This window comes from Desulfarculaceae bacterium, assembly GCA_020444545.1.
GTDB lineage: Bacteria > Desulfobacterota > Desulfarculia > Desulfarculales > Desulfarculaceae > Desulfoferula.
On sequence record JAHLKT010000002.1, the window covers coordinates 410,858 to 429,897 of the forward strand.

General features: G+C 64.7%; 17 protein-coding genes and 1 riboswitch. Of the genes, 13 read left to right on the forward strand and 4 right to left on the reverse strand.

Going from position 1 to position 19,040, the window contains the following annotated elements; all coding sequences use genetic code 11:
* Positions 1-2 precede the first annotated feature (2 nt).
* Entirely contained in the window at positions 3-803 is an 801-nt protein-coding gene (locus tag KQH53_06330) for a carbon-nitrogen hydrolase family protein (protein MCB2226279.1), read from the reverse strand.
* 175 nt (positions 804-978) lie between these two features.
* Here KQH53_06330 and KQH53_06335 point away from each other — a divergent pair, with 175 nt between their 5' ends.
* The 4 genes from KQH53_06335 (at position 979) to KQH53_06350 (ending at position 5,301) form a co-directional block, all read left to right on the forward strand.
* Positions 979-1,815 carry a DUF484 family protein gene (locus KQH53_06335; protein ID MCB2226280.1) on the forward strand — a complete coding sequence of 279 codons (837 nt, stop codon included), beginning with the start codon at positions 979-981 and terminating at the stop codon, positions 1,813-1,815.
* Between the two features lie 2 nt (positions 1,816-1,817).
* The gene (locus tag KQH53_06340; protein MCB2226281.1) at positions 1,818-2,240 is read left to right on the forward strand and encodes an HIT family protein; all 423 of its coding nucleotides are present in this window, start codon (positions 1,818-1,820) and stop codon (positions 2,238-2,240) included.
* Positions 2,241-2,661: 421 nt separating this feature from the next.
* Positions 2,662-3,048, forward strand: coding sequence for a nuclear transport factor 2 family protein (locus KQH53_06345; GenBank protein MCB2226282.1), 387 nt, complete (start codon positions 2,662-2,664; stop codon positions 3,046-3,048).
* Positions 3,049-3,171: 123 nt separating this feature from the next.
* Positions 3,172-5,301, forward strand: coding sequence for a cation:dicarboxylase symporter family transporter (locus KQH53_06350; protein ID MCB2226283.1), 2,130 nt, complete (start codon positions 3,172-3,174; stop codon positions 5,299-5,301).
* Between the two features lie 643 nt (positions 5,302-5,944).
* Here KQH53_06350 and KQH53_06355 read toward each other — a convergent pair.
* The gene (locus tag KQH53_06355) at positions 5,945-6,727 is read right to left on the reverse strand and encodes a sulfide-dependent adenosine diphosphate thiazole synthase (protein ID MCB2226284.1); all 783 of its coding nucleotides are present in this window, start codon (positions 6,725-6,727) and stop codon (positions 5,945-5,947) included.
* Positions 6,728-6,796: 69 nt separating this feature from the next.
* A riboswitch (TPP riboswitch) is annotated at positions 6,797-6,904 on the reverse strand.
* A gap of 163 nt (positions 6,905-7,067) precedes the next feature.
* On the opposite strand from KQH53_06355, the gene KQH53_06360 reads away from it, so the two are divergent.
* Positions 7,068-8,261, forward strand: a complete 1,194-nt coding sequence (locus KQH53_06360) for a pyridoxal phosphate-dependent aminotransferase (GenBank protein ID MCB2226285.1) — start codon at positions 7,068-7,070, stop codon at positions 8,259-8,261.
* Between the two features lie 48 nt (positions 8,262-8,309).
* On the opposite strand, the gene KQH53_06365 is transcribed toward KQH53_06360, so the two are convergent.
* Both KQH53_06365 and KQH53_06370 read right to left on the reverse strand, forming a co-directional pair.
* Positions 8,310-9,266, reverse strand: a complete 957-nt coding sequence (locus KQH53_06365) for a DUF3365 domain-containing protein (protein ID MCB2226286.1) — start codon at positions 9,264-9,266, stop codon at positions 8,310-8,312.
* 174 nt (positions 9,267-9,440) lie between these two features.
* Positions 9,441-9,722, reverse strand: coding sequence for a PxxKW family cysteine-rich protein (locus tag KQH53_06370; protein MCB2226287.1), 282 nt, complete (start codon positions 9,720-9,722; stop codon positions 9,441-9,443).
* Positions 9,723-10,079: 357 nt separating this feature from the next.
* Here KQH53_06370 and lysS point away from each other — a divergent pair, with 357 nt between their 5' ends.
* Genes lysS through lpxA form a run of 8 tightly spaced genes read left to right on the forward strand, consistent with a single transcriptional unit; the run spans position 10,080 to position 19,033 of the window.
* A complete protein-coding gene (lysS, locus tag KQH53_06375) occupies positions 10,080-11,546 on the forward strand; it encodes a lysine--tRNA ligase (GenBank protein MCB2226288.1) in 1,467 nt (488 codons plus the stop codon).
* Positions 11,546-12,772: an ABC transporter permease gene (locus KQH53_06380; GenBank protein MCB2226289.1), complete on the forward strand. Its 1,227-nt coding sequence runs from the start codon at positions 11,546-11,548 to the stop codon at positions 12,770-12,772. Before lysS ends, KQH53_06380 begins: the two co-directional genes overlap by 1 nt.
* The gene (locus KQH53_06385; protein MCB2226290.1) at positions 12,765-13,517 is read left to right on the forward strand and encodes an ABC transporter ATP-binding protein; all 753 of its coding nucleotides are present in this window, start codon (positions 12,765-12,767) and stop codon (positions 13,515-13,517) included. The genes KQH53_06380 and KQH53_06385 overlap by 8 nt, the downstream gene beginning before the upstream one ends.
* 8 nt (positions 13,518-13,525) lie before the next feature.
* Positions 13,526-16,162: an outer membrane protein assembly factor BamA gene (gene bamA, locus KQH53_06390; protein ID MCB2226291.1), complete on the forward strand. Its 2,637-nt coding sequence runs from the start codon at positions 13,526-13,528 to the stop codon at positions 16,160-16,162.
* A gap of 39 nt (positions 16,163-16,201) precedes the next feature.
* Positions 16,202-16,732 (forward strand): OmpH family outer membrane protein, encoded by a 531-nt coding sequence (locus tag KQH53_06395; protein ID MCB2226292.1) that lies wholly within the window; start codon positions 16,202-16,204, stop codon positions 16,730-16,732.
* 10 nt (positions 16,733-16,742) lie between these two features.
* The gene (lpxD, locus tag KQH53_06400) at positions 16,743-17,783 is read left to right on the forward strand and encodes a UDP-3-O-(3-hydroxymyristoyl)glucosamine N-acyltransferase (protein ID MCB2226293.1); all 1,041 of its coding nucleotides are present in this window, start codon (positions 16,743-16,745) and stop codon (positions 17,781-17,783) included.
* Positions 17,776-18,216 carry a 3-hydroxyacyl-ACP dehydratase FabZ gene (gene fabZ / locus KQH53_06405; protein MCB2226294.1) on the forward strand — a complete coding sequence of 147 codons (441 nt, stop codon included), beginning with the start codon at positions 17,776-17,778 and terminating at the stop codon, positions 18,214-18,216. The genes lpxD and fabZ overlap by 8 nt, the downstream gene beginning before the upstream one ends.
* 43 nt (positions 18,217-18,259) lie before the next feature.
* The gene (gene lpxA, locus KQH53_06410) at positions 18,260-19,033 is read left to right on the forward strand and encodes an acyl-ACP--UDP-N-acetylglucosamine O-acyltransferase (protein MCB2226295.1); all 774 of its coding nucleotides are present in this window, start codon (positions 18,260-18,262) and stop codon (positions 19,031-19,033) included.
* Positions 19,034-19,040 lie beyond the last annotated feature (7 nt).

Sequence of the window (19,040 nt, forward strand, 5' to 3'; positions counted from 1 at the left end):
TCTCACCTGCCGCGCCAGGCCCGGGGAAGCATCCGGGAATGGCTTGTGGAATCCAGCTTGCGCCGGGCGCGCTCCACGCCCCGGGCGTCCACCTTGGCCAAAGCCACTCCGGGCTCCGGCCCGCATTGAGCCAGGATGCCGCCCCAGGGGTCCACGATCATGGCCTGGCCCCAGGAGCGCCGCCGGCCGCCGTGCTCGCCCACCTGGGCCGCGGCCAGCACGTAGCAGGAGTTCTCCACCGCCCGGGCGCGGGCCAATATTTCCCAGTGCACCTTGCCCGTGGCGTAAGTAAAGGCCGCCGGCGCGGAGAGGATGGCGGCACCCCGCAGGCGCAGGCGGCGGTACAATTCGGGAAAGCGCAAGTCATAGCAAATGCTTAGACCCACCAAACCCGCCGGGGTCTCCACGGTGACCAGGCGGCGGCCGTTTTTCACGAAACGGGACTCTTCCCAGGCGGCCTGGCCGGGCAGGGCCAAGTCGAACATGTGCACCTTATCATAAAAGGCCACCAGCTCGCCCGAGGGGCCCAGCACGGGGCAGGTGTTGTAAGCGCGCGCCGGGTCGGAGCTTTTGCGGGCGAATGAGCCGCCGATGATCCACAGGCCTAGTTCTTGGGCCTGTTGCGACAGGAATTTCACGGTGGGGCCCTTCAAGGGCTCGGCCACCGCGGGCATCTTCTCCATGGCCGCCAGAAAAGAAAAATGCTCGGGCAACACGGCCATCTTGGCCCCTTGGGCCTTGGCCGATGCCAAAAGAGCGGCCGCCTGCTCCAAATTAGCCTGGCGCCGCTCGGTGCTGGTCATCTGGATCACCGCGCAAAGCATGGGGCCATTATAGGGCTTTTGCCCGCGCGGCCCAAGCCAAAAGAGCCCAGCTTAACGCTTAGTTGCCGACAAAGTGCGGTTGTGCTAGCATGGCGCCAGCATGTTTTCGGCGCCCCCCACGGGCTCCATGGCGCCGCGGCGGGAAGGTACACTCGTGCTCACTTCGGCGGATTTGGACGAGCTGCTCACCCAGGCTCGCCGCAACCAGGAAATCCAAGACCGCCTGGACCAGGTGGAGCAGTTTCTCCTGGCCCCCAGCGAGCCCGAGGCCCTGTTGGGCCGCCTGCCCGAGGTGGTGGCCTCCATCTACCGCTTGGAGCAGGTGAGCGTGGCCCTGGTGGCCGACAACCGCCGCTTGGACGTGCTCTTCGGCCCCGGCGGGGAAGGCCCGGCCGGTTGTTTCCGCCGCCGCCGCAAGGAGATGCGCCTCATTTTGGGCGACCTGGAGCGGCCTTTTTTGGAGGACCAGCCCGGCCGCGAGCTGGCCGAGTTCTTTTTCCCCGGACAAGGGCGCCCCGGCTCCCTGGCGGTGCTGCCCTTGTGGGTCAGCGGCGAGATGCTGGGCAGCCTGAACCTGGGCGCGGCCAACAGCCGCCGCTACCAAAAGGGCCTGGACACCCACTTTTTGGAGCGCCTGGGGGCCAAGGTGGCTTTCGGGCTCAACGGGGCGCTCCTGCTGGGCCAGGCCCGGCGCATGGAGCAGCGCCAGGCGGTGGTGGAGATGGCCGGGGCGGCCTGCCACGAGCTGGCCCAACCCCTGGCCACCCTGGAGCTGGGCCTGGAAAAGCTTCGCCGCGCCCTGGGCGAGGAGCCGGAGCGGGCCGAGGAGATCGCCGGGCTCATGGCTCAGGTGGAGCGGCTGGGGGAAATGATAAAGAAGATTAGTGAAGTCAATGACTACGTAACCCGGCCCTATGCCCAGGGCCTGCGAATTGTCGATTTGACGGCCGCCGGAGGAGAACCGGGCGCGCCGGAGCCGGAAGGGGGTTGAGGATGAGCGAGGAAAGTTGCATCTTCTGCGACATCGTGGCGGGCAAAATACCATGCTACAAAGTCTATGAAGACGAGCGCACCTTGGCCTTCATGGATGTGAATCCCGTGACTCCGGGTCACGTGCTGGTCATACCCAAATCGCACTACGAGAACCTGATCGAGATGGTTCCCGGCGATCTGGCCGCGACGCACCAGACCGCCCAGAAGGTGACCGCGGCCATCATGAATGCCCTAAAGCCCGGCGGCGTGGCGGTGTTGCAGCTCAACGGCAAGGGAGCCAACCAGGTGGTGATGCACTATCACGTGCACCTGATCCCCCGAAACCGGCCCAAGGACAAGCTCAAGATTCTGGAATGGGCCCCCAAGAAGGGCAACACCCGCTCCATCAAGAGCAAGCAGGCCAAGATTACCGAGGCCTTGTAACGGACCGCGAATAGAGCCTTATCCAAGGGCGGGGCCGGATCGGTCCCGCCCTTTCTTTTGGGGCGGGCACTTGGCGGGGGAGAAGCGAGGAGATTTTGAAAAATGATAACCGGCGGATCAAGGCAGGCTTGAAGCCGGCCCGGCATGGCGGCCCGCCACGGCCTGACCGGGGCGGCGGCGCAAGCAAACCCCCGCGCACCTAACCCCATTCCCCTGTTTTTTTATTCCCAACCTGCTTCTTCTCTCTTTCCCTGCCTGTCTTCATCTCCGCTTGCCCTCGCTGCTTGAGACTATCCGCCGCCCTGGGATATAGTGCCGCTAAAAGCAGGGCTTTGCGCCTGTGCGCGGTCTCGCGCCTCTGCCGTCAATCACTATCAGGGCTGCGGGCCAAGAAGGCCCGGCGCATGCAAAAGGGGAAACCATGGCAAAAGCAACCGACGCCCAGTTTTGGCAGGACTACTTCGAGGCCTACAACTCCAAGCAATATGAAGAGCTCATGAACGAGTTCTACGCCGAGGACGCGGTTTTCCAGAACCCCAAGCAGAAGTTTGTGGGCCGCGACGCCATTCTCAAGCACTTCCAGGACGCCCACGAGTCGGTGGACGAAAAGCTGGAGGAGACCACCCGCATCATCACTCCCGAGGTGACCGCCATTGAGCTCAACGGTTACTTCGTGGCCCAGCAAGACATGCCCGACTACTACGTGCGCCCCCTCAAAAAGGGCGAGAAGCAGGAGATGGGCATGGGCGTGTTCTACCACCTCAAGGACGGCAAGATAGTCCGGGTGATGGTCTACTGGATGCAGTAGGCCGCGCGAGACAGCGAAGCGGGCAACGGCCGCTCGCCTTGAGCCTCCCCGCTACCCTGGGTTATAGTGCCCCTCGGCCTGGGGATCATAGCGGAAGGGGAGCCCGATGGCGGAGCGCACATCATGACTCTGGCGGGGTGGATAGGCATCGGCGCGGCCGGCGGCATCGCCACCGGGGTGTTGGCCGGGGAGTCCTGCCGAGTGTTGCAGCCCATCGGCAACGCCTACGTCATGCTCCTGGAGTCGGTGGTCTATCCCTACCTGATTTCCTCCCTGCTGCACGGCCTGGGCCGCCTGAGCCCGGCCATGGCCCTCCGCCTGCTCAAGAAAAGCTGGCCCTTCTATCTGGCCGCCTGGTTCGGCGTTCTGGGGGCCATCTTGCTCCTGGGCCAGGCCTTCCCGTCCTCGCCCCCGGCCTTCATGGTGGACAACGCGGCCCAGGTTCGGGGCGGCCCCGACTTCTTGCAGCTCATCCTGCCGGGCAACATCTTCCAGGACCTGGCCAACAACTACGTGCCCGCCGTGGTCTTATTATCGGTGTTCTTCGGGGTGGCCATCCAGTCCATCAAGGGCAAGGAGCGGGCCCTGGAGATTCTGGCCCTGGTGCGCGCCGCTTGCGTGAAGATCTGGGGCTGGGTGGTCAAGCTGGCCCCGGTGGCGGTGTTCGCCATGTTCGCCTCCACCGTGGGCACCACCGAGTTGGCCCAGGCCGGCGGCCTGCTGGTCTACGTGGGCCTTTTCCTGGCGGCCTGCGGCCTGCTGGCCTTTTGGGCCCTGCCCATGGCCATCGCCTCCCTGATGCCCCTGCGCTACCGCGAGGTGATCCTCCTCCTGCGCAACGCCCTTACCCTGGCCCTGGTCACCACCCTGTCGGTGGTGGCCTTGCCCTACATTCAGGAAGCCGCCGAAAAGCTGGCCCAGGCCAACAAGATCGACGACCCGGAGCGGGGGGAGATCATCGAGACCTCCCTGGCCGTTAACTACCCCCTGGGCCAGTTGGGCAACTTCTTTGTCTACTTCTTCATGCTCTTCGCGGCCTTTTACTCCCGCACCGCCCTGAGCGGCGTGGAAGAGCTCGCCCTGCCGTTCATGACCCTGTTCTCCTGCTTCGGTTCACCCACCAGCACGGTGAACGCGGTGGACTTCCTGGGCTCCTGGCTGCGCCTGCCGGGCAGCCCCACGGACCTGTACGTGGAGACCATGATGGTCACCCGCTACGGCCAGGTGGCCCTGTCGGTGATGGGCTTCGCCTTCCTGACCTTCCTGATGACCTTCAACTTCTACGGCAAGATCAAGCCGCGGCTGGGCCGCCTCCTGGGCGCGCTGGGCATCACGGCGGGGGCGCTGGTGCTCCTGGCCTGGGGCGGCCACGTAATGTTCAAGGACATCCTGACCCAGCCCCAGGAAAACTACCTGGCCTTCCGCTTGCCCACCTCCGTCACCCAGGGCATCAAGGCCAGGTTCTATGAGAGCCAGGCCCAGTTCCTGCGCGAGCACCCCAAGGCGGCCCTGCAACCCGGCCAGAGCGTCCTGCACCGCATCCAGAGCACCCAGACCCTCAGGGTGGGCTACGGCCGCGACATCGTGCCTTTTGCCTATCGCAACGACCAAGGCGAGTTGGTGGGCTACGACGTGGCCTGCGCCTACAACCTGGCCCGGGCCTTGAACGTGAAGCTGGCCTTCGTGCCCGTGGTCTACGAAAACCTGGAGCAGGACGTCAAGGCCGGCATCATGGACATCTGGATGGGCGGGGTCTATGTCATGGAGAACCGCATGCTCTGGGGGGCCTTCTCCAGCCCCATCTTCCATAGCCCCATGGCCCTGATCGTGCCCTCCGGTCGGGTGAAGGAATTCGCGGACATGGCCCGCATCAAAAAGCACAAGCACCTGACCCTGGCCCTGTTCGACAACCCGGCCATGCGCACCCTGGGCCAGCGCCTGTTCCCCTGGGCCAAGCAGATTCTGGTGCCCGGCTACGACCAGCTGCCCAAGACCAAGGACTGGGACGCGGCCCTGTGGACCCTGGAGCAGGGCGGGGTGTGGGCCTCCAGCCATCCGGGCTACAGCGCGGTGCGGCCCAAGGATCTGGGCGCGGTGATCGTCTTCGCCTACCTCATGCCCAAGGACTCGTCCCAGATGCGCGAACTGGTCAACCATTGGCTGCAAATGCGTCGGGCCGACGGCTTCCTGGCCCAGCAGCGCGCCTATTGGATCGAAGGCGCAGTGGCCGGAGGGGGCGGGGCCGGGCGCTAGATAAATAGTTTGTCGGGATTTGCGCGGCCGCTGGCGTTTGCCTTGCGGCCGCGCTGGTTTTAAAAAAGAAGAGAAAAAGTTTGGAAAAAGGGAAGAGGGGGCGTCTGGGGATGCGGAGGGCCGGCGGCAGTGTCGGCGCGGCGGTGACGACGCGGGACGAGGGACACGACGGGCGGCTAGTAGGGCGTGCTCACCAACACCACTGGGCGGCGGGGCAGGGCGCATACCCGCCCTAGTATTTTTCACTTCAAAACCTTCTTAATCTCTTACTCTGCTGCCCCCGATAGCTTTGCTATCGGGGCCGCGAGTCCTGCTCGCGGCAAGAAATCCTGCGCAAAAAATTAAGGTCGCGCTTTACGAACGGCAAGAAGGAGCAAAGAGGTTTTGAAAGAAGGAAAATGGGCGGCTTTGGCTGGCGGGCCGGTCGGGCGTGGTCGCGCGGCGGTGAGGGCGTCCTGGTCGGAGGGGAGGGCGATGCATCCAACATCACCCGGCGGCGGGGCAGGGGAGACGCGCCTCCATCACCGCCCCCTCTTCTTTCCTTCGCCACCTTTCTTTTCGCTTCCGCCGTCCTTCTTCTCTCCTGCAAAAAAAAGGCGGGCAGCCCCACGGCCACCCGCCCTGATTACTTCCGGCTTAGTCTTTACTCGTCTTTTTCCAGGTGGGCCCCCAAGGCCTGGGCCGCCTTCTCGCCACTGAGCAGCATGCCCCCGAACACCGGGCCCATGCGGTAGGAGCCGAACACCGCGTTGGCGCACATGCCCGCGGTGTACACGCCCGGGAAGGCCTCCTTGGTGTTGTCCAGGGTGTGGCTCTCGGCCTGCTCGGCCCACAGGGAGCGCTCGCCCATGACCTTGCCGCTGGTGGTGTTGAGCTCCGCGTCCACCTTGCGGGCGATGACGTTGAGCACCTCGGCGGCGTGGCCCGTGGCGTCCACCACCCACTTGGCCTTGATGGTCAGCGGGTCCACGTGCAGCCCGGCCATCTCCACCGAGCTCCAGTTGAGCACCAGGCCAGTCACCCGGTTGCGCCGGATCATCACGTCCTCCATGCTCACCAGGTTGAAGATGGTCAGCCCGCTTTTGGTGGCCACCGAGCAAAGGGTCGAGGCGCACATGACGCTGTCGGCGGTGTAGTAGCCTGGCTCGAACTCCCGGCAAGGCACCCCGAACTCGTCCAGGATGCGCTTGGCCTCCTGCTGTACCACGATCTCGTTGAACATCATGCCGCCGCCCCACATGCCCCCGCCGATGGAGAGCTTGCGTTCGAACATGGCGGTCTTGTAGCCCGCCTCGGCCAGCTTCTTGCCGCAGACCAGACCGGCGGGGCCGCCGCCCACGATGGCCACGTCCACCTCCAGGTGGTTGGTGAGTTTTTCCATGTAGCGCTCGATGATGGCCCGGGTGATGGTGATTTCGTCTAGCATGACTCTAGGTCCTTTCCCCGGCCCTAAAACAAATCAGGGCCGGCTCCGTAAGGAAACCGGCCCGACACTGCGGCGGCGGCTTTGCTTCCCTACGCTGGCATTACCCAACAGGTTCAAGGGGTCTACGCCGACGCCCGGCGTACTCTCAGCCCACTAAGGGCTCCCCCAGCACTGCGCTGTTTTGGCCCGCATCTTGGCGGGCGTTAGTGTTGGTCATACGCCGTGGTTGCGGGCTTGTCAAACTTATTGGCCGGTGCGCTTAGAAACTTGAGGGGTTTTTGACCTACTGCTATAGTTGGCGAATAACCGTTAACCCCATTGTTTTTGGAAAGGTCTTGCCATGCAGCTTTCCCGGCGCGTGAGTAGCATCCAGCCCTCTCCCACCCTGGCCCTGAACGCCAAGGCCGACGCCCTTCGGGCCTCGGGTGTGGACGTCATCAACTTCGGGGCCGGCCAGCCGGACTTCCCCACCCCGGCCAACATCTGCCAGGCCGCCATCAAAGCGATCAACGAGGGCTTCACCCGCTACACCCCGGTCCCGGGCACCCCGGAGCTGAAACAGGCCATCGTCAACAAATTCAAGCGAGACAACGGGCTCGACTATTCCATGGACCAGGTCATGGTCAACGTGGGCGGCAAGCACTCGTCCTATTTGATCATGCAGGCGGTCATCGACGACGGTGACGAGGTGATCGTGCCCGCGCCCTATTGGGTCAGCTACCCGCCCATGGTCATCCTGGCCGGGGGCAAGCCGGTGATCGTGCCCACCAAGCTGGAGGACGGCTTCAAGCTCAACCTGGAAGACCTGAAGGCCGCCGTCACCGGCAAGACCAAGGCCATCTTCCTGAACTCGCCTTCCAACCCCACCGGGTCGGTGTACTCGGCCGAGGAGCTCAAGCCCATCGCCGACTTCTGCGCGGAAAAGGGCATCCTGATGGTCTCGGACGAGATGTACGAGCCCATCCTGTTCGACGGCCGCAGCTTCACCAGCACCGCGGCGCTGAGCCCGGCGGCCTACGAGTGGACCATGACCCTCAACGGGGTGAGCAAGGCCTACGCCATGACCGGCTGGCGCATCGGCTACATGGGCGGCCCGGTGGACATCATCAAGGCCTGCTCCAAGATCCAGAGCCAGTCCACCTCCAACCCCACCTCCATCGCCCAGAAGGCGGCCGAAGAGGCGCTCAACGGGCCCCAGGATATCGTGGGCGAGATGAATAAAAGCTTCGAGCGGCGGCGCAACCTGATCATGGACCTGATCGGCGAGCTGCCCGAGGTGAGCTGCTACCGCCCGGAGGGCAGCTTCTACGCCTTCCCCAGCTTCGCGGCCTATTACGGCAAGAAGGCCGGGGACAAGGTGATAAACGGCTCCCAGGACCTGGCCGACTACTTCCTGGAGGAGGCCTCGGCCGCGGCGGTGCCGGGCATCGCCTTTGGCGAGGACGCCTGCATCCGCTTCTCCTTCGCCATCAGCGACGCCCAGATCGAGCAGGGCATGGCCTCGGTGAAGGCGGCCCTGGCCAAGCTCTCCTAGCCTTACTCAAGCCAGATAGCGCCGGACCGGGTTCGCCCGGTCCGGTTTTTATTTGGGGGCCGGCGGTTGGTAGGGGGTGCCCGGCTTGGGGTAATACTTGGCCAGGCATTCCGGGCACAGGCCGTGGGAAAAGTCCGCTTCCGAGTTGCGGGTGATGTAGGTCTCCATGTGTTCCCAGCGACCGTCCTTGGCGCGGATTTTCTTACAGTGGGAACAGATGGGCAAAAGGCCGCTGAGGACGCGGGCCTCGCGGCGGGCCTGGTCGCGCTCGGCGATGCGGCGCCCCAGGCGGCGGGCCCCCCAGAACAGGGAGACCATGGCCAGCATCCACAGAATGGCGTGGGTCAGCAACAGGCTGAGTATCTCGTCCCTGGTGTGGCTCCAGAGCACCCCCAAGGGCACGCTGACGCTCAGGCCGCCGCGCACCTGTCCCACCTCATAGCCTTGGGCCGCGTGGCAGGGCAGGCACGACTTTTCCACGAACAAGGGCCGGAGCAGGCGCAGCCGGGGTTCGCCGCTGGTGGTTATGAACTCGTAGACCTCGCGGCTCCCCAGCTCGGTGCTCTCCAGGGCGCGGCGCTCCCAGGGGTCCGGGGCGTTGCCCGGGCGGATGGGCTTCAGGCTGGTGATGTGTCCCTGGACGCCGGTGGCCCGGGCGGCCAGCTCATGCACCTGGCGGGTCATGTAGGCCGGGTTGATCATGGTCAGCACGCGACCCGAAGCGGTGGTTACCTCGCGCTCGGCCACTTTGAGGTGGGGGTTGGGCTGGGTGTTCGGGCCCACCGGGGCCCAGACCCCGCCGTGCAGCGCGTTCCAGCGCCGGTAGAGCACGTCCTTTTCCAGGGTGGCGCGGGCCATGGTGAGGGCCACGGCGCGGGCGCCTTCTTGCTGTTGGTTGATGTTCCACCACAGGGAGGCGGCCAGGGCCAGGGTGGCCACGGCGGCCAGGACCAGGTAGTAGGGCCAGATACGGGTGCCTGGGTGGTAATCGGTGCTGTGAGCCATGTTGTCGATCTGAGTCGTCTCCCCCGGGGATCTGCCGTCAAATGCTCCTCGCCTAGCTATCGCGCTGACAGATAGGGCAGTATAGCACGGCCAATAGCCGGCTCGGGAGCGTGGGCAAAAAAAGCCCGGCCCTCCATGGGGGAGGGCCGGGCAGGACTAACTCTGGGGGAAGGCTTAGCGGGCGTGGGCCCTCTTGGAAGCCTTCAGCGGGTTCATGGTCACCGGGCCCGCCTTGACCTCGCCCTTGACGTGGGTGGCGAAGTTGCACTTGCCGTAGCGCCACTTGGCGGCCGGGTCGGGGTAGCTCTGGCAGTAAACCATGTCGCCGACGGTGACGCTGCGCTCACAGCCCTGGCAGGGCTCAACCGCGGGGTGGCAAGTGCCGCCGTTGAAGCTGCAGCCTTTCTTGCTCATGAAGGCGCATTCCTTGCCTTCTCTGGTGGTGGTGCACAGCATCGCAATGACTCCTTCTGGTACCTTGTCGGTATAACCGTAAAAAAGGAGGCCGCTGGGCCAGCCTCGCTAATTCGAGCATATAAGCGCGGGCCCGGCCAGGGCCGAGCCCGCTCGTGCAGAAGTATGGTTATGATACCCTTGCTTGTCAAGGGTAATTTTGAAAAAATCACCCAGGGGCGCTACTTGACAAAATAGGGGTCTCGGCGTAGATAAAGTGTCCTAGTTCATGAATAAACCGGCACTTGGCCCCATGAGGGCAAGGCCCGGAAAAACAGGACGAACGTGGCGAGCGACAAGCAAAATAGCACCAAGCCCCAGGGCGGGGAACCAGCGGCGCAGGTGGACGAAAACGTCCTGATGAAGCAGCGCCGCCAGAAGGCCGAGCAAATCGAGGAGTTGGGCTTCAAGCTCTACCCCAACAATTTCCGCCCCCGCGACACCATCGGCGAGCTCATCCAGACCTACGGTCAGGTGGACGCCGCCCGCCTGGAGGGCCTGGAGTACCAGAAGTTCTCCCTGGCCGGCCGCATCATGGCCATCCGCTCCTTTGGCAAGGCCGCCTTCCTTAAGCTAACCGACCGCACCGGCTCCTTGCAGCTCCACGTGCAGCGCGACGTATTGCCCCCCGAGCAGTTCAAGCTGTTCAAGAAGCTCGACGTGGGCGACATCATCGGGGTGATCGGTCCCCTGTTCCGCACCCGCACCCGGGAGCTAACGCTCAAGGTGGAGAGCCTGAGCCTGGTCACCAAGAGCATCCGGGCCCTGCCCGAGAAGTTCCACGGCCTCACCGACGTGGAGCAGCGCTATCGCCAGCGCTACCTCGACCTGATCATGAACGACCAGGTCCGCGACATCTTCCAGACCCGCTCCACCATCGTGGCCACCCTGCGCAACTATCTCACCGAGAAGGGCTTCCTGGAGGTGGAAACCCCCATGATGCAGGCCATTCCCGGCGGAGCCACGGCGCGGCCCTTCGAGACCCACCACAACGCGCTGAACATGAAGCTCTATCTCCGGGTGGCCCCGGAGCTCTACCTCAAGCGCCTGGTGGTGGGCGGCCTGGACCGGGTCTTCGAGCTCAACCGCAACTTCCGCAACGAGGGGGTGAGCGTACGCCACAACCCCGAGTTCACCATGCTGGAGTTCTATCAGGCCTATTCCACCTACGAAGACCTGATCACCATGACCGAGGAGATGTTCGGCAAGGTGGCCATGGCCGCCAAGGGCACCCTTAGCTTCGATTACCAGGGCAAGAACATCGACCTCACTCCGCCCTGGGACAGCATTGACTTCCGCTCCTCTCTGCTGGAGATGGGCAACGTGCCCCCGGACGTGCTCTTTGACCGCGAGAAGGCCCTGAACATGTCCACCGAAATGGGCGGGGTGCACGACCGCCAGGACAACCTGGGCAAGGCCTTGGCCAAGATTTTCGACCTTACGGTGGAGCCCCATCTGTGGCAGCCCACCTTCGTCACCGGCTTCCCGCGCGATATCAGCCCCTTGAGCCGCACCAACGACCTCGACCCGGACATCGTGGACCGCTTTGAGTTCTTTATCGCGGGCCGCGAGATGGGCAACGGCTTCAGCGAGCTCAACGACCCCGACGACCAGCGCTCCCGGTTCAACGACCAGGTGGCCCAGCGCGAGGCGGGCGACGACGAGGCCCAGTTCATGGACAGCGACTATGTGCGCGCCCTGGAGTACGGCATGCCGCCCACCGCGGGCGAGGGCGTGGGCATAGACCGCCTGATCATGCTCATGACCGACCAGCCCAGCATCCGCGAGGTCATCCTCTTCCCGCTATTGCGGCCAGAGCAGGGGTGATGAATTTCGAGGCCTTCTTAGCCTTACGCTTTCTGCGGGCCCGCCAGTACGCCTTCATTAACCTAATCACCCTGTTGTCCATGGCCGGGGTGGCTCTGGGGGTTTGCGCCCTCATCGTGGTGCTCAGCGTCATGAGCGGGTTCCAGAACGAGTTCACCAAGAAGATCGTGGGCATGAACTCCCACGTGACCATCTACAAGGTCGGCGGGGCCATTGGGCAGCCCGCCAAGGTGCTCCAGACCATCAACGCCCAGCCCGGAGTGACCGGCTCCACGCCCATCGTGTACGGCCAGGTGATGCTGGTGGCCCCCTCGGCGGCCAGCGGGGCCATCGTCTACGGCCTGCAATCAGCCACCTCCATCAAGGCCCGCGAGCTGGCCGGCCACATGGTGGAGGGCTCCATCGCCACCCTAGGCGGCCGGACCAAGAGCGGCCTCCAGCCCCTGGTGGTGGGCTCGGCCCTGGCCCGGCGTTTGGGCGTGGGCACCGGCTCGGTGGTGAGCGTAATCAACCCCCTGGGCGAGGAGACCCCGGTGGGCCGCGCGCCCAAGACCGAGCCCTTCGAGGTCATCGGGGTGTTCGAGTCCGGACTGTACCAGTTCGACTCCTCCATCGTGTTCATGGGCCTCAAGGCGGCCCAGGCCTTTTTGGGCATGGGGCAGGGGGTCAGCGGGGTGGAGGTGACGCTCAAGGACCTCTACAAGGCCCCCGAGGCCGGGCTGGAGCTGGGGCAGCTCCTGGGCCCGCTGTACTTCGCGCGCGACTGGATCAGCGCCAACAAGAACCTCTTCGCCGCCTTGCAGCTCGAGAAGGTGGCCATGTTCGTGATCCTCATCCTGATCGTGTTCGTGGCCTCCTTCGGCATCGTGTCCAGCCTGATCATGATGGTCATGGTCAAGACCCGGGACATCGGGGTGCTCAAGGCCCTGGGAGCCACCAAGGCCAGCCTGCGGCGGGTGTTCATGTACCAGGGCCTTCTTATCGGCCTGGGCGGCACCCTAGTGGGCACGTTGGGCGGCCTGGTGCTCTGTTGGCTACTGGCCCGTTACCATTTCATCGAGCTGCCCAAGGCGGTGTATCCCATCAACACCCTGCCGGTGCAGGTGGAGCCGCTGATGGTTTTGGCCGTGGCCGCCAGCGCGGTGCTCATCAGCTTATTGGCCACCATCTATCCCGCCCGGGTGGCCGGTGGCCTGGACCCGGTGCAGGCGCTGCGTTATGAATAAGGTTGTCCAGGGGTTGCACGGCGGGGGTCCGGACTTGACAGGCGAGCCAAATTACATTCATATAAGGCAGCTTAACAAGACCTACTTCGGGACCCGCGAGAAGGTCGAGGTGCTCAGGGATCTGGACCTGGAAGTGGCCCGGGGTGAGGCGGTGGCCGTGGTGGGCGCCTCGGGAGTGGGCAAGTCCACCTTGTTACATATCCTGGGCACCCTTGACCGGCCCACCAGTGGGCGGGTTATGGTTGGAGGGCGTGACGTTTTCGCCATGGACGAGCCGGCTCTGGCCGCTTTTCGCAACCATGAGATCGGCTTCGTATTTCAGTTCCATCATCTGCTGCCCGAGTTCAGCGCCCTGGAAAACGTCATAATGCCCGCGCTCATCGCCCGCAAAGACCGGGCCTGGGCCAAGAAAAGGGCGCTGGAATTGTTGGATGAAGTAGGGGTGGCGGACAGGAGCACCCATCGGGTGGGCGAGCTTTCCGGCGGCGAAGCCCAGCGGGTGGCCGTGGCCCGGGCCTTGGTCCTGGAGCCCAGCCTCTTGCTGGCCGACGAGCCCACCGGTAACTTGGACGAGCGCACCGGTGATAAAGTGCACCAGCTCATGGTCAGGCTGAACCAGACCCACGGCCTGACCACCCTGGTGGCCACTCACAACGAAAGGCTGGCCTCGGCGCTTACGCGCCGGGTGCGTATGGCCGATGGCAAGGCCCACTGCGTCGCGCAGGCCGGGCCCAGCGAGGAATAGAGGCGGCGATGAGGAAATTTGTGCTGAGTTTGGCCTTGGCCCTGCTGATTCTGGCTCCGGCCGCGGCCCAGGCGGCCGAGACCTTGAAGGTGGCGGTGTTCCCCTTCCACGTCTTCAGCCGGGAGCCCCTGGACGAGGTTCGCACCCAGGTTCAGAGCCTGATCGGCCAGCGCCTCAACGCATTGGGGGTGGAGGTGATCTCCCCCGCCGAGGTCAACCAGGCCTTGCAGGCGGCCAAGGCTCCCCTGGACCTCAGCCTGGCCCGCAAGATCGCCGGCCGCCTGGGGGCCGAGTTCGGCATCACCGGCTCCATCACCAAGATCGGCAACCGGGTGTCCCTGGACGCCAAGGTGCTCGACGTTTTGGGCATGCAGCGCCCCCAGACCGTGTTCGTGGAGGGCGCGGGCCTGGATTCCATACCCGCCCTGAGCGACCGGCTCTCGCGTGAGCTGGCCGTGCGGGTCACCGGCCGCGAGAAGGTGGCCAAGGTCAACATCGCGGGCAACCGCCGCATCGAGTCCGAGGCCATCAAGGCCAACCTCAAGACCAAGGACGGCGGCATCTTCTCGCCCCTGCTCCTGGACGAGGACCTGAGGACCATCTGGAAGATGGGCTATTTCGACGACGTGAAGATCTCCACCGCCGACAGCACGGCGGGCAAGGTGGTCACCATCACGGTCAAGGAAAAGCCGGCGGTCCGGGAGGTGCGCTTCGAGGGCAACAAGGAGATCGACACCAAGGACCTGCAAGACCAGATCGGCATCAAGCGCTTCGCGGTGTACAAGCCGGCCGCGGTCAAGGAAGCCGAGCAGAAGATCGTCCAGCTCTACCGCGACAAGGGCTACTACGACGTGAAGGTCACCTCCCAGGTGATCAACCTGCCCAAGGGCGACCTGGGCATCAAGTTCAACATCGTCGAGGGCGAGAAGGTCTACATCAAGGAAATTCGCATCGTCGGCAACAAGGCCTATAGCGAGAAGGAAATCAAGGGCGTAATGTCCACCGGCGAGAAGGGCTGGCTCTCCTGGATCAAGGACGACAACCTGCTGGAGCGCGCCAAGCTGGAGCAGGACGTACAGAAGATCAGCGACTTCTACTACAACCACGGCTACATGTCGGCCCGGGTGGGCAAACCGGTCATCACCCGCGGCGACGGCGGCCTGATCGTCACCATCAACGTGGACGAGGGGCCCCGCTTCAAGGTGGCCTCCATGGGAGTCAGCGGCCAGCTCATCATCCCCCAAAAGGAGATGATGGCCCTGATCAAGAGCAAGCCCGGCGACTGGTACAGCCGCTCGGGCCTCAGGGAAGACCTCACCACCCTGCACGAGCTCTACGCCAATCGGGGCTACGCCTACGCCCAGATCCGGCCCCAGGTGCGCCAGAACATGAAGGACCACACCGTTTCGGTGGACTTCCAGGCCAGCAAGGGCGAGAAGGTCTACTTCGACCGGGTGATCATCAGCGGCAACACCCGCACCCGCGACAAGGTGATCCGCCGCGAGTTGGGCGTGGCCGAAGGCGACCTGTTCTCGGCCTCGGCAATCCGCCAGGCCAACGCGCGCCTGCATAGGCTCAACTTCTTCCAGGACATCCAGATCACCCCCAGCAAGGGCTCCGAGCCCGGCACCATGAACCTGAACATCAAGGTCAAGGAGAAGCGCACCGGCCAGATCTCCTTCGGCGCGGGCTACTCCACCCAGGACTCCTTTATGGTCATGGGCCAGATCAGCGAGTCCAACCTGTGGGGCCGCGGCCAGCAGGTGCAGCTCCGGGGCACCCTGGGCGGCAAGGCCACCCGCTACACCCTGAGCTTCACCGAGCCTTGGCTCTTCGACCGGCCCATCAGCTTCGGCGTGGACATCTACGACTGGGACCGCGAGTACATCCAGTACGACAAGCAGGCGGTGGGCGGACGGCTGCGCTTCGGCTTCCCCACCAAGTGGGCCTACACCCGTTGGTACATGTACTACAAGTACGAGCAAGCCAACATCAGCGACATCAGCCAGGACGCCTCGCTGGTGGTACGGGACCAGGAGGGCAGCCACACCACCAGCAGTGTGCGGGGCATCATCCGGCGCGACAGCCGCGACGCCCTGTTCAACACCACACGGGGTTCGGACAACAACGCCAGCCTGGAATGGGCGGGCGGCGCCCTGGGCGGCACCAACGCCTTCTACAAGATCATCCTCAACTCCGGTTGGTACGTGCCCATGTGGTGGGACACGGTGCTGGTGCTGCACGGGCAGTTGGGCTACATGGCCGAGCACTCGGGCGGCGACCTGCCCATCTACGAGAAGTTCTTCCTGGGCGGCATCAACACCCTGCGCGGCTTCGCCTACCAGTCGGTCAGCCCCAAGGACGCCAACGGCGACCTCATCGGCGGCGAGCGCATGTTCGTTGCTAACTTCGAAATCCGCTTCCCGCTCTACAAGAAGGCCGGCCTGACCGGCGTGGTATTCTATGACACAGGTAACGTCTGGGCCGACACCTACGACTTCGGCAGCCTGCGCAAGAGCGCGGGCGTGGGCCTGCGCTGGATGTCCCCCATGGGCCCGCTGCGCCTTGAGTATGGTTACGTCCTCGACCCCGAGCCGGGCGACGACACCTCCAACTGGGAGTTCACGGTAGGAAGCCAGTTCTAAAAATTCCCCCCGCCAGGGGTAACACGGGAGATAACTCACATGTGGCAACCTAAACCCAACAAGTTTCTGATCTTCCTGGCCCTGCTGCTTTGCGCCCTCTGGGTGGCGCCGGTGGCCGCCTCGGCCCAGGGCAAGATCGGGGTCGTCAACCTGGACCAGGCCATCAACAACTGCAAGCAGGGCAAGCGGGCCCAGGCCGAGCTCAGGCGCAAGGCCGCCAAGCTGGAGACCGAGCTCAAGCAGCTCAACGACGACGTGGCCAAGCTGCGCAAGGACCTGGAAAACACCGCCATGCTGCTCAAGCCCGAGGCCAAGCTGGCCAAGGAGCGCGATTTCGAGCGCAAGGCCCGCCGGCTGCAGGACCGCCGCCGCGACGCCCAGCAGGAGATGCGCGAGGCCCAGCGCGACGCCTTCGCCCCCATCCTCCGGCGCATGAACGAGGTGATCAAGCAGATCGGAGCCACCCGCGGCTACTCCCTGATCACCGAGAGCCGCTCCGCCCTGTACTATCCCCAGAGCGCGGACATCACCGGGGAGCTCATCGCTGCTTACGACAAGAAGCATCCCTAGGGACCCGGCCATGGAACTTAGCCTGGGCCAGGTGGCCCAACTGGTGGGCGGCGAGCTGGAAGGCCCTGCCGAGCGCACCGTTTCGGGCATCGCGGGCATAGAGCAGGCCGGCCCCAGCGACCTGACCTTCCTGGCCAACCCCAAGTACGCTCCGGCCTTGGAGTCTTGCAAGGCCGGGGTGGTCTTGGTTTCGCGCGAGCAGAAGGCGCCGCCCGAGGTGGCCCTCATCCGGGTGGACAACCCCTACCTGGCCTATGCCCAGCTGCTCACCGAGGCCACCCGGAAGCCCTACGTTGCCCTGGGGGTGCATCCCCAGGCGGTGGTGGACCCCAATGCTCAGGTGGGCCCCGACTGCTCGGTGCACGCCCTGGCCGTGCTGGGGCCCGGGGTCAAGCTGGGGGCGCGGGTGGTCATACACCCCCACGTGTATTTGGGCGCGGGGGTGCAGGTAGGCGACGACACGGTGATCCACCCCAACGTGACGGTGTACGAGGGCTGCCAAATCGGCAGCAAGTGCATCATCCACTCCGGCACGGTGATCGGGGCCGATGGCTACGGCTTTGTCTTCGACGGGCAGGGCCACTTCAAGATTCCCCAGGTGGGCATCGTGCGCATCGACGACGAGGTGGAGATCGGGGCGGGCAACACCATCGACCGCTCGGCCAACGGCGTCACCTGGATCAAGCGCGGGGTCAAGACCGACGACCAGGTGCACATCGCCCACAGCTGTGTGATCGGCGAAAACTCCCTGCTGGTGGCCCAGGTGGGCATCAGCGGCTCGGCCAAGCTAGGCAAGGGGGTGGTCTTGGGCGGCAAGGTGGGCGTGGCCGGACACCTGACCATCGGCGACGGGGTCATGGTGGGCGGCGGCTCGGGCGTGGCCCAGGACGTGAAAGCCGGGGAGATCGTATCCGGCTACCCGGTGATGCCCCACAAGCTCTGGCTCCGGACCCGGAGCCTGGTGAAGAAGCTGCCCGAGCTGTTCAAGCGGGTCAAGCAACTGGAACAGCGACTGGAAAAGCAAGAGCAAAAGGAGCGGCGCAATGGCTGACGGCGAGCTTGATCTCAGGGAAATCCTCAAGATATTGCCCCACCGCTATCCCATTCTCTTGGTGGACCGCGTGTTGGAGCTCCAGCCGCCTGATTACGTCAAGGCCCTGAAGAACGTCACCTTCAACGAGGAGTTCTTCCAGGGGCACTTCCCCGGCCAGCCGGTGATGCCCGGGGTCTTGATCATCGAGGCCATGGCCCAGGCCGGCGGCATCCTGGCCTACACCGCGCATCCCGAGGCCCAGGGCAGGCTGTTCTATTTCATGGGCATGGACAAGATCAAATTCCGCCGGCCGGTGGTGCCCGGCGACCAGCTGATCATGGAACTCAGAGTGGTTCACCGTTCCTCGCGGGCCTGGAAGATGGAGGGCAAGGCCTTTGTGGAAGACAAGCTGGCCGTGCAGGGCGAAATGACCGCGGCCATGGTCTCCTGAGACCGGCGCCAAGCAAACCTTTCAACCTACGGAGTACCCTCCCATGGACATTCATCCCACCGCGATGGTGCACGAGAGCGCGCAGCTGGGCGAAGGCGTCGTGGTCGGCCCCTACGCGGTCATCGGCCCGGAGGTGGTCATCGGCCCCCGCACCCGGGTGGACCAGCACGCCTCCATCGAACGGCTCACCACCATCGGGGCGGACTGCCGCATCTGGCCCTATGCCTCTGTGGGCACCGACCCCCAGGACCTGAAATTCGGGGGCGAGCGCACCACCCTGGAGATCGGCGACCGGGTGATGATCCGCGAGTTCGTCACCGTGAACCGGGGCACCGGCGAGGGCGGCGGCGTAACCCGCCTGGGCGACGATTGCCTGCTCATGGCCTATGCCCACGTGGCCCACGACTGTCAGCTGGGCCAGCGGGTGATCATGGCCAACGCGGCCACCCTGGGCGGCCACGTGCACATCGAGGATTTCGTGAACATCGGGGGCCTGGTGGCCATTCACCAGTTCACCCGCATCGGCACCCGCGCCTTCATCGGGGGCATGAGCGGGGTGGCCCAGGACCAGCCGCCTTACTGTCTCTGCGAGGGCAACCGCTGCAAGCCCCACGGGCTCAACGTCATCGGCCTCAAGCGCTCCGGCTTCAGCGCCGAGACCATCGAGGGGCTCAAGACCGCCTACCGTCTGATCTTCCGCACCCACACGCCCATCAAGCAGGCCATGGAGCAGGTGCGCGCCGAGGTCTCCGGGGTGCCCGAGGTGGAGCGCCTGTTGGAGTTCATCGCCACCAGCGAGCGGGGAGTCGCCCGCTAGCGGTGCT

Bases quoted from the DNA above. Each gene is read 5' to 3' on its own strand.
- KQH53_06365 (MCB2226286.1), bottom strand. From the start codon at position 9,266: ATGGCTCACAGCACCGATTACCACCCAGGCACCCGTATCTGGCCCTAC.
- KQH53_06380 (MCB2226289.1), top strand. From the start codon at position 11,546: ATGAATTTCGAGGCCTTCTTAGCCTTACGCTTTCTGCGGGCCCGCCAG.
- fabZ (MCB2226294.1), top strand. From the start codon at position 17,776: ATGGCTGACGGCGAGCTTGATCTCAGGGAAATCCTCAAGATATTGCCC.
- lpxD (MCB2226293.1), top strand. From the start codon at position 16,743: ATGGAACTTAGCCTGGGCCAGGTGGCCCAACTGGTGGGCGGCGAGCTG.
- KQH53_06395 (MCB2226292.1), top strand. From the start codon at position 16,202: ATGTGGCAACCTAAACCCAACAAGTTTCTGATCTTCCTGGCCCTGCTG.
- KQH53_06340 (MCB2226281.1), top strand. From the start codon at position 1,818: ATGAGCGAGGAAAGTTGCATCTTCTGCGACATCGTGGCGGGCAAAATA.
- KQH53_06330 (MCB2226279.1), bottom strand. From the start codon at position 803: ATGACCAGCACCGAGCGGCGCCAGGCTAATTTGGAGCAGGCGGCCGCT.
- KQH53_06360 (MCB2226285.1), top strand. From the start codon at position 7,068: ATGCAGCTTTCCCGGCGCGTGAGTAGCATCCAGCCCTCTCCCACCCTG.
- bamA (MCB2226291.1), top strand. From the start codon at position 13,526: ATGAGGAAATTTGTGCTGAGTTTGGCCTTGGCCCTGCTGATTCTGGCT.
- lpxA (MCB2226295.1), top strand. From the start codon at position 18,260: ATGGACATTCATCCCACCGCGATGGTGCACGAGAGCGCGCAGCTGGGC.
- KQH53_06350 (MCB2226283.1), top strand. From the start codon at position 3,172: ATGACTCTGGCGGGGTGGATAGGCATCGGCGCGGCCGGCGGCATCGCC.
- lysS (MCB2226288.1), top strand. From the start codon at position 10,080: ATGAAGCAGCGCCGCCAGAAGGCCGAGCAAATCGAGGAGTTGGGCTTC.
- KQH53_06345 (MCB2226282.1), top strand. From the start codon at position 2,662: ATGGCAAAAGCAACCGACGCCCAGTTTTGGCAGGACTACTTCGAGGCC.
- KQH53_06370 (MCB2226287.1), bottom strand. From the start codon at position 9,722: ATGCTGTGCACCACCACCAGAGAAGGCAAGGAATGCGCCTTCATGAGC.
- KQH53_06355 (MCB2226284.1), bottom strand. From the start codon at position 6,727: ATGCTAGACGAAATCACCATCACCCGGGCCATCATCGAGCGCTACATG.
- KQH53_06385 (MCB2226290.1), top strand. From the start codon at position 12,765: ATGAATAAGGTTGTCCAGGGGTTGCACGGCGGGGGTCCGGACTTGACA.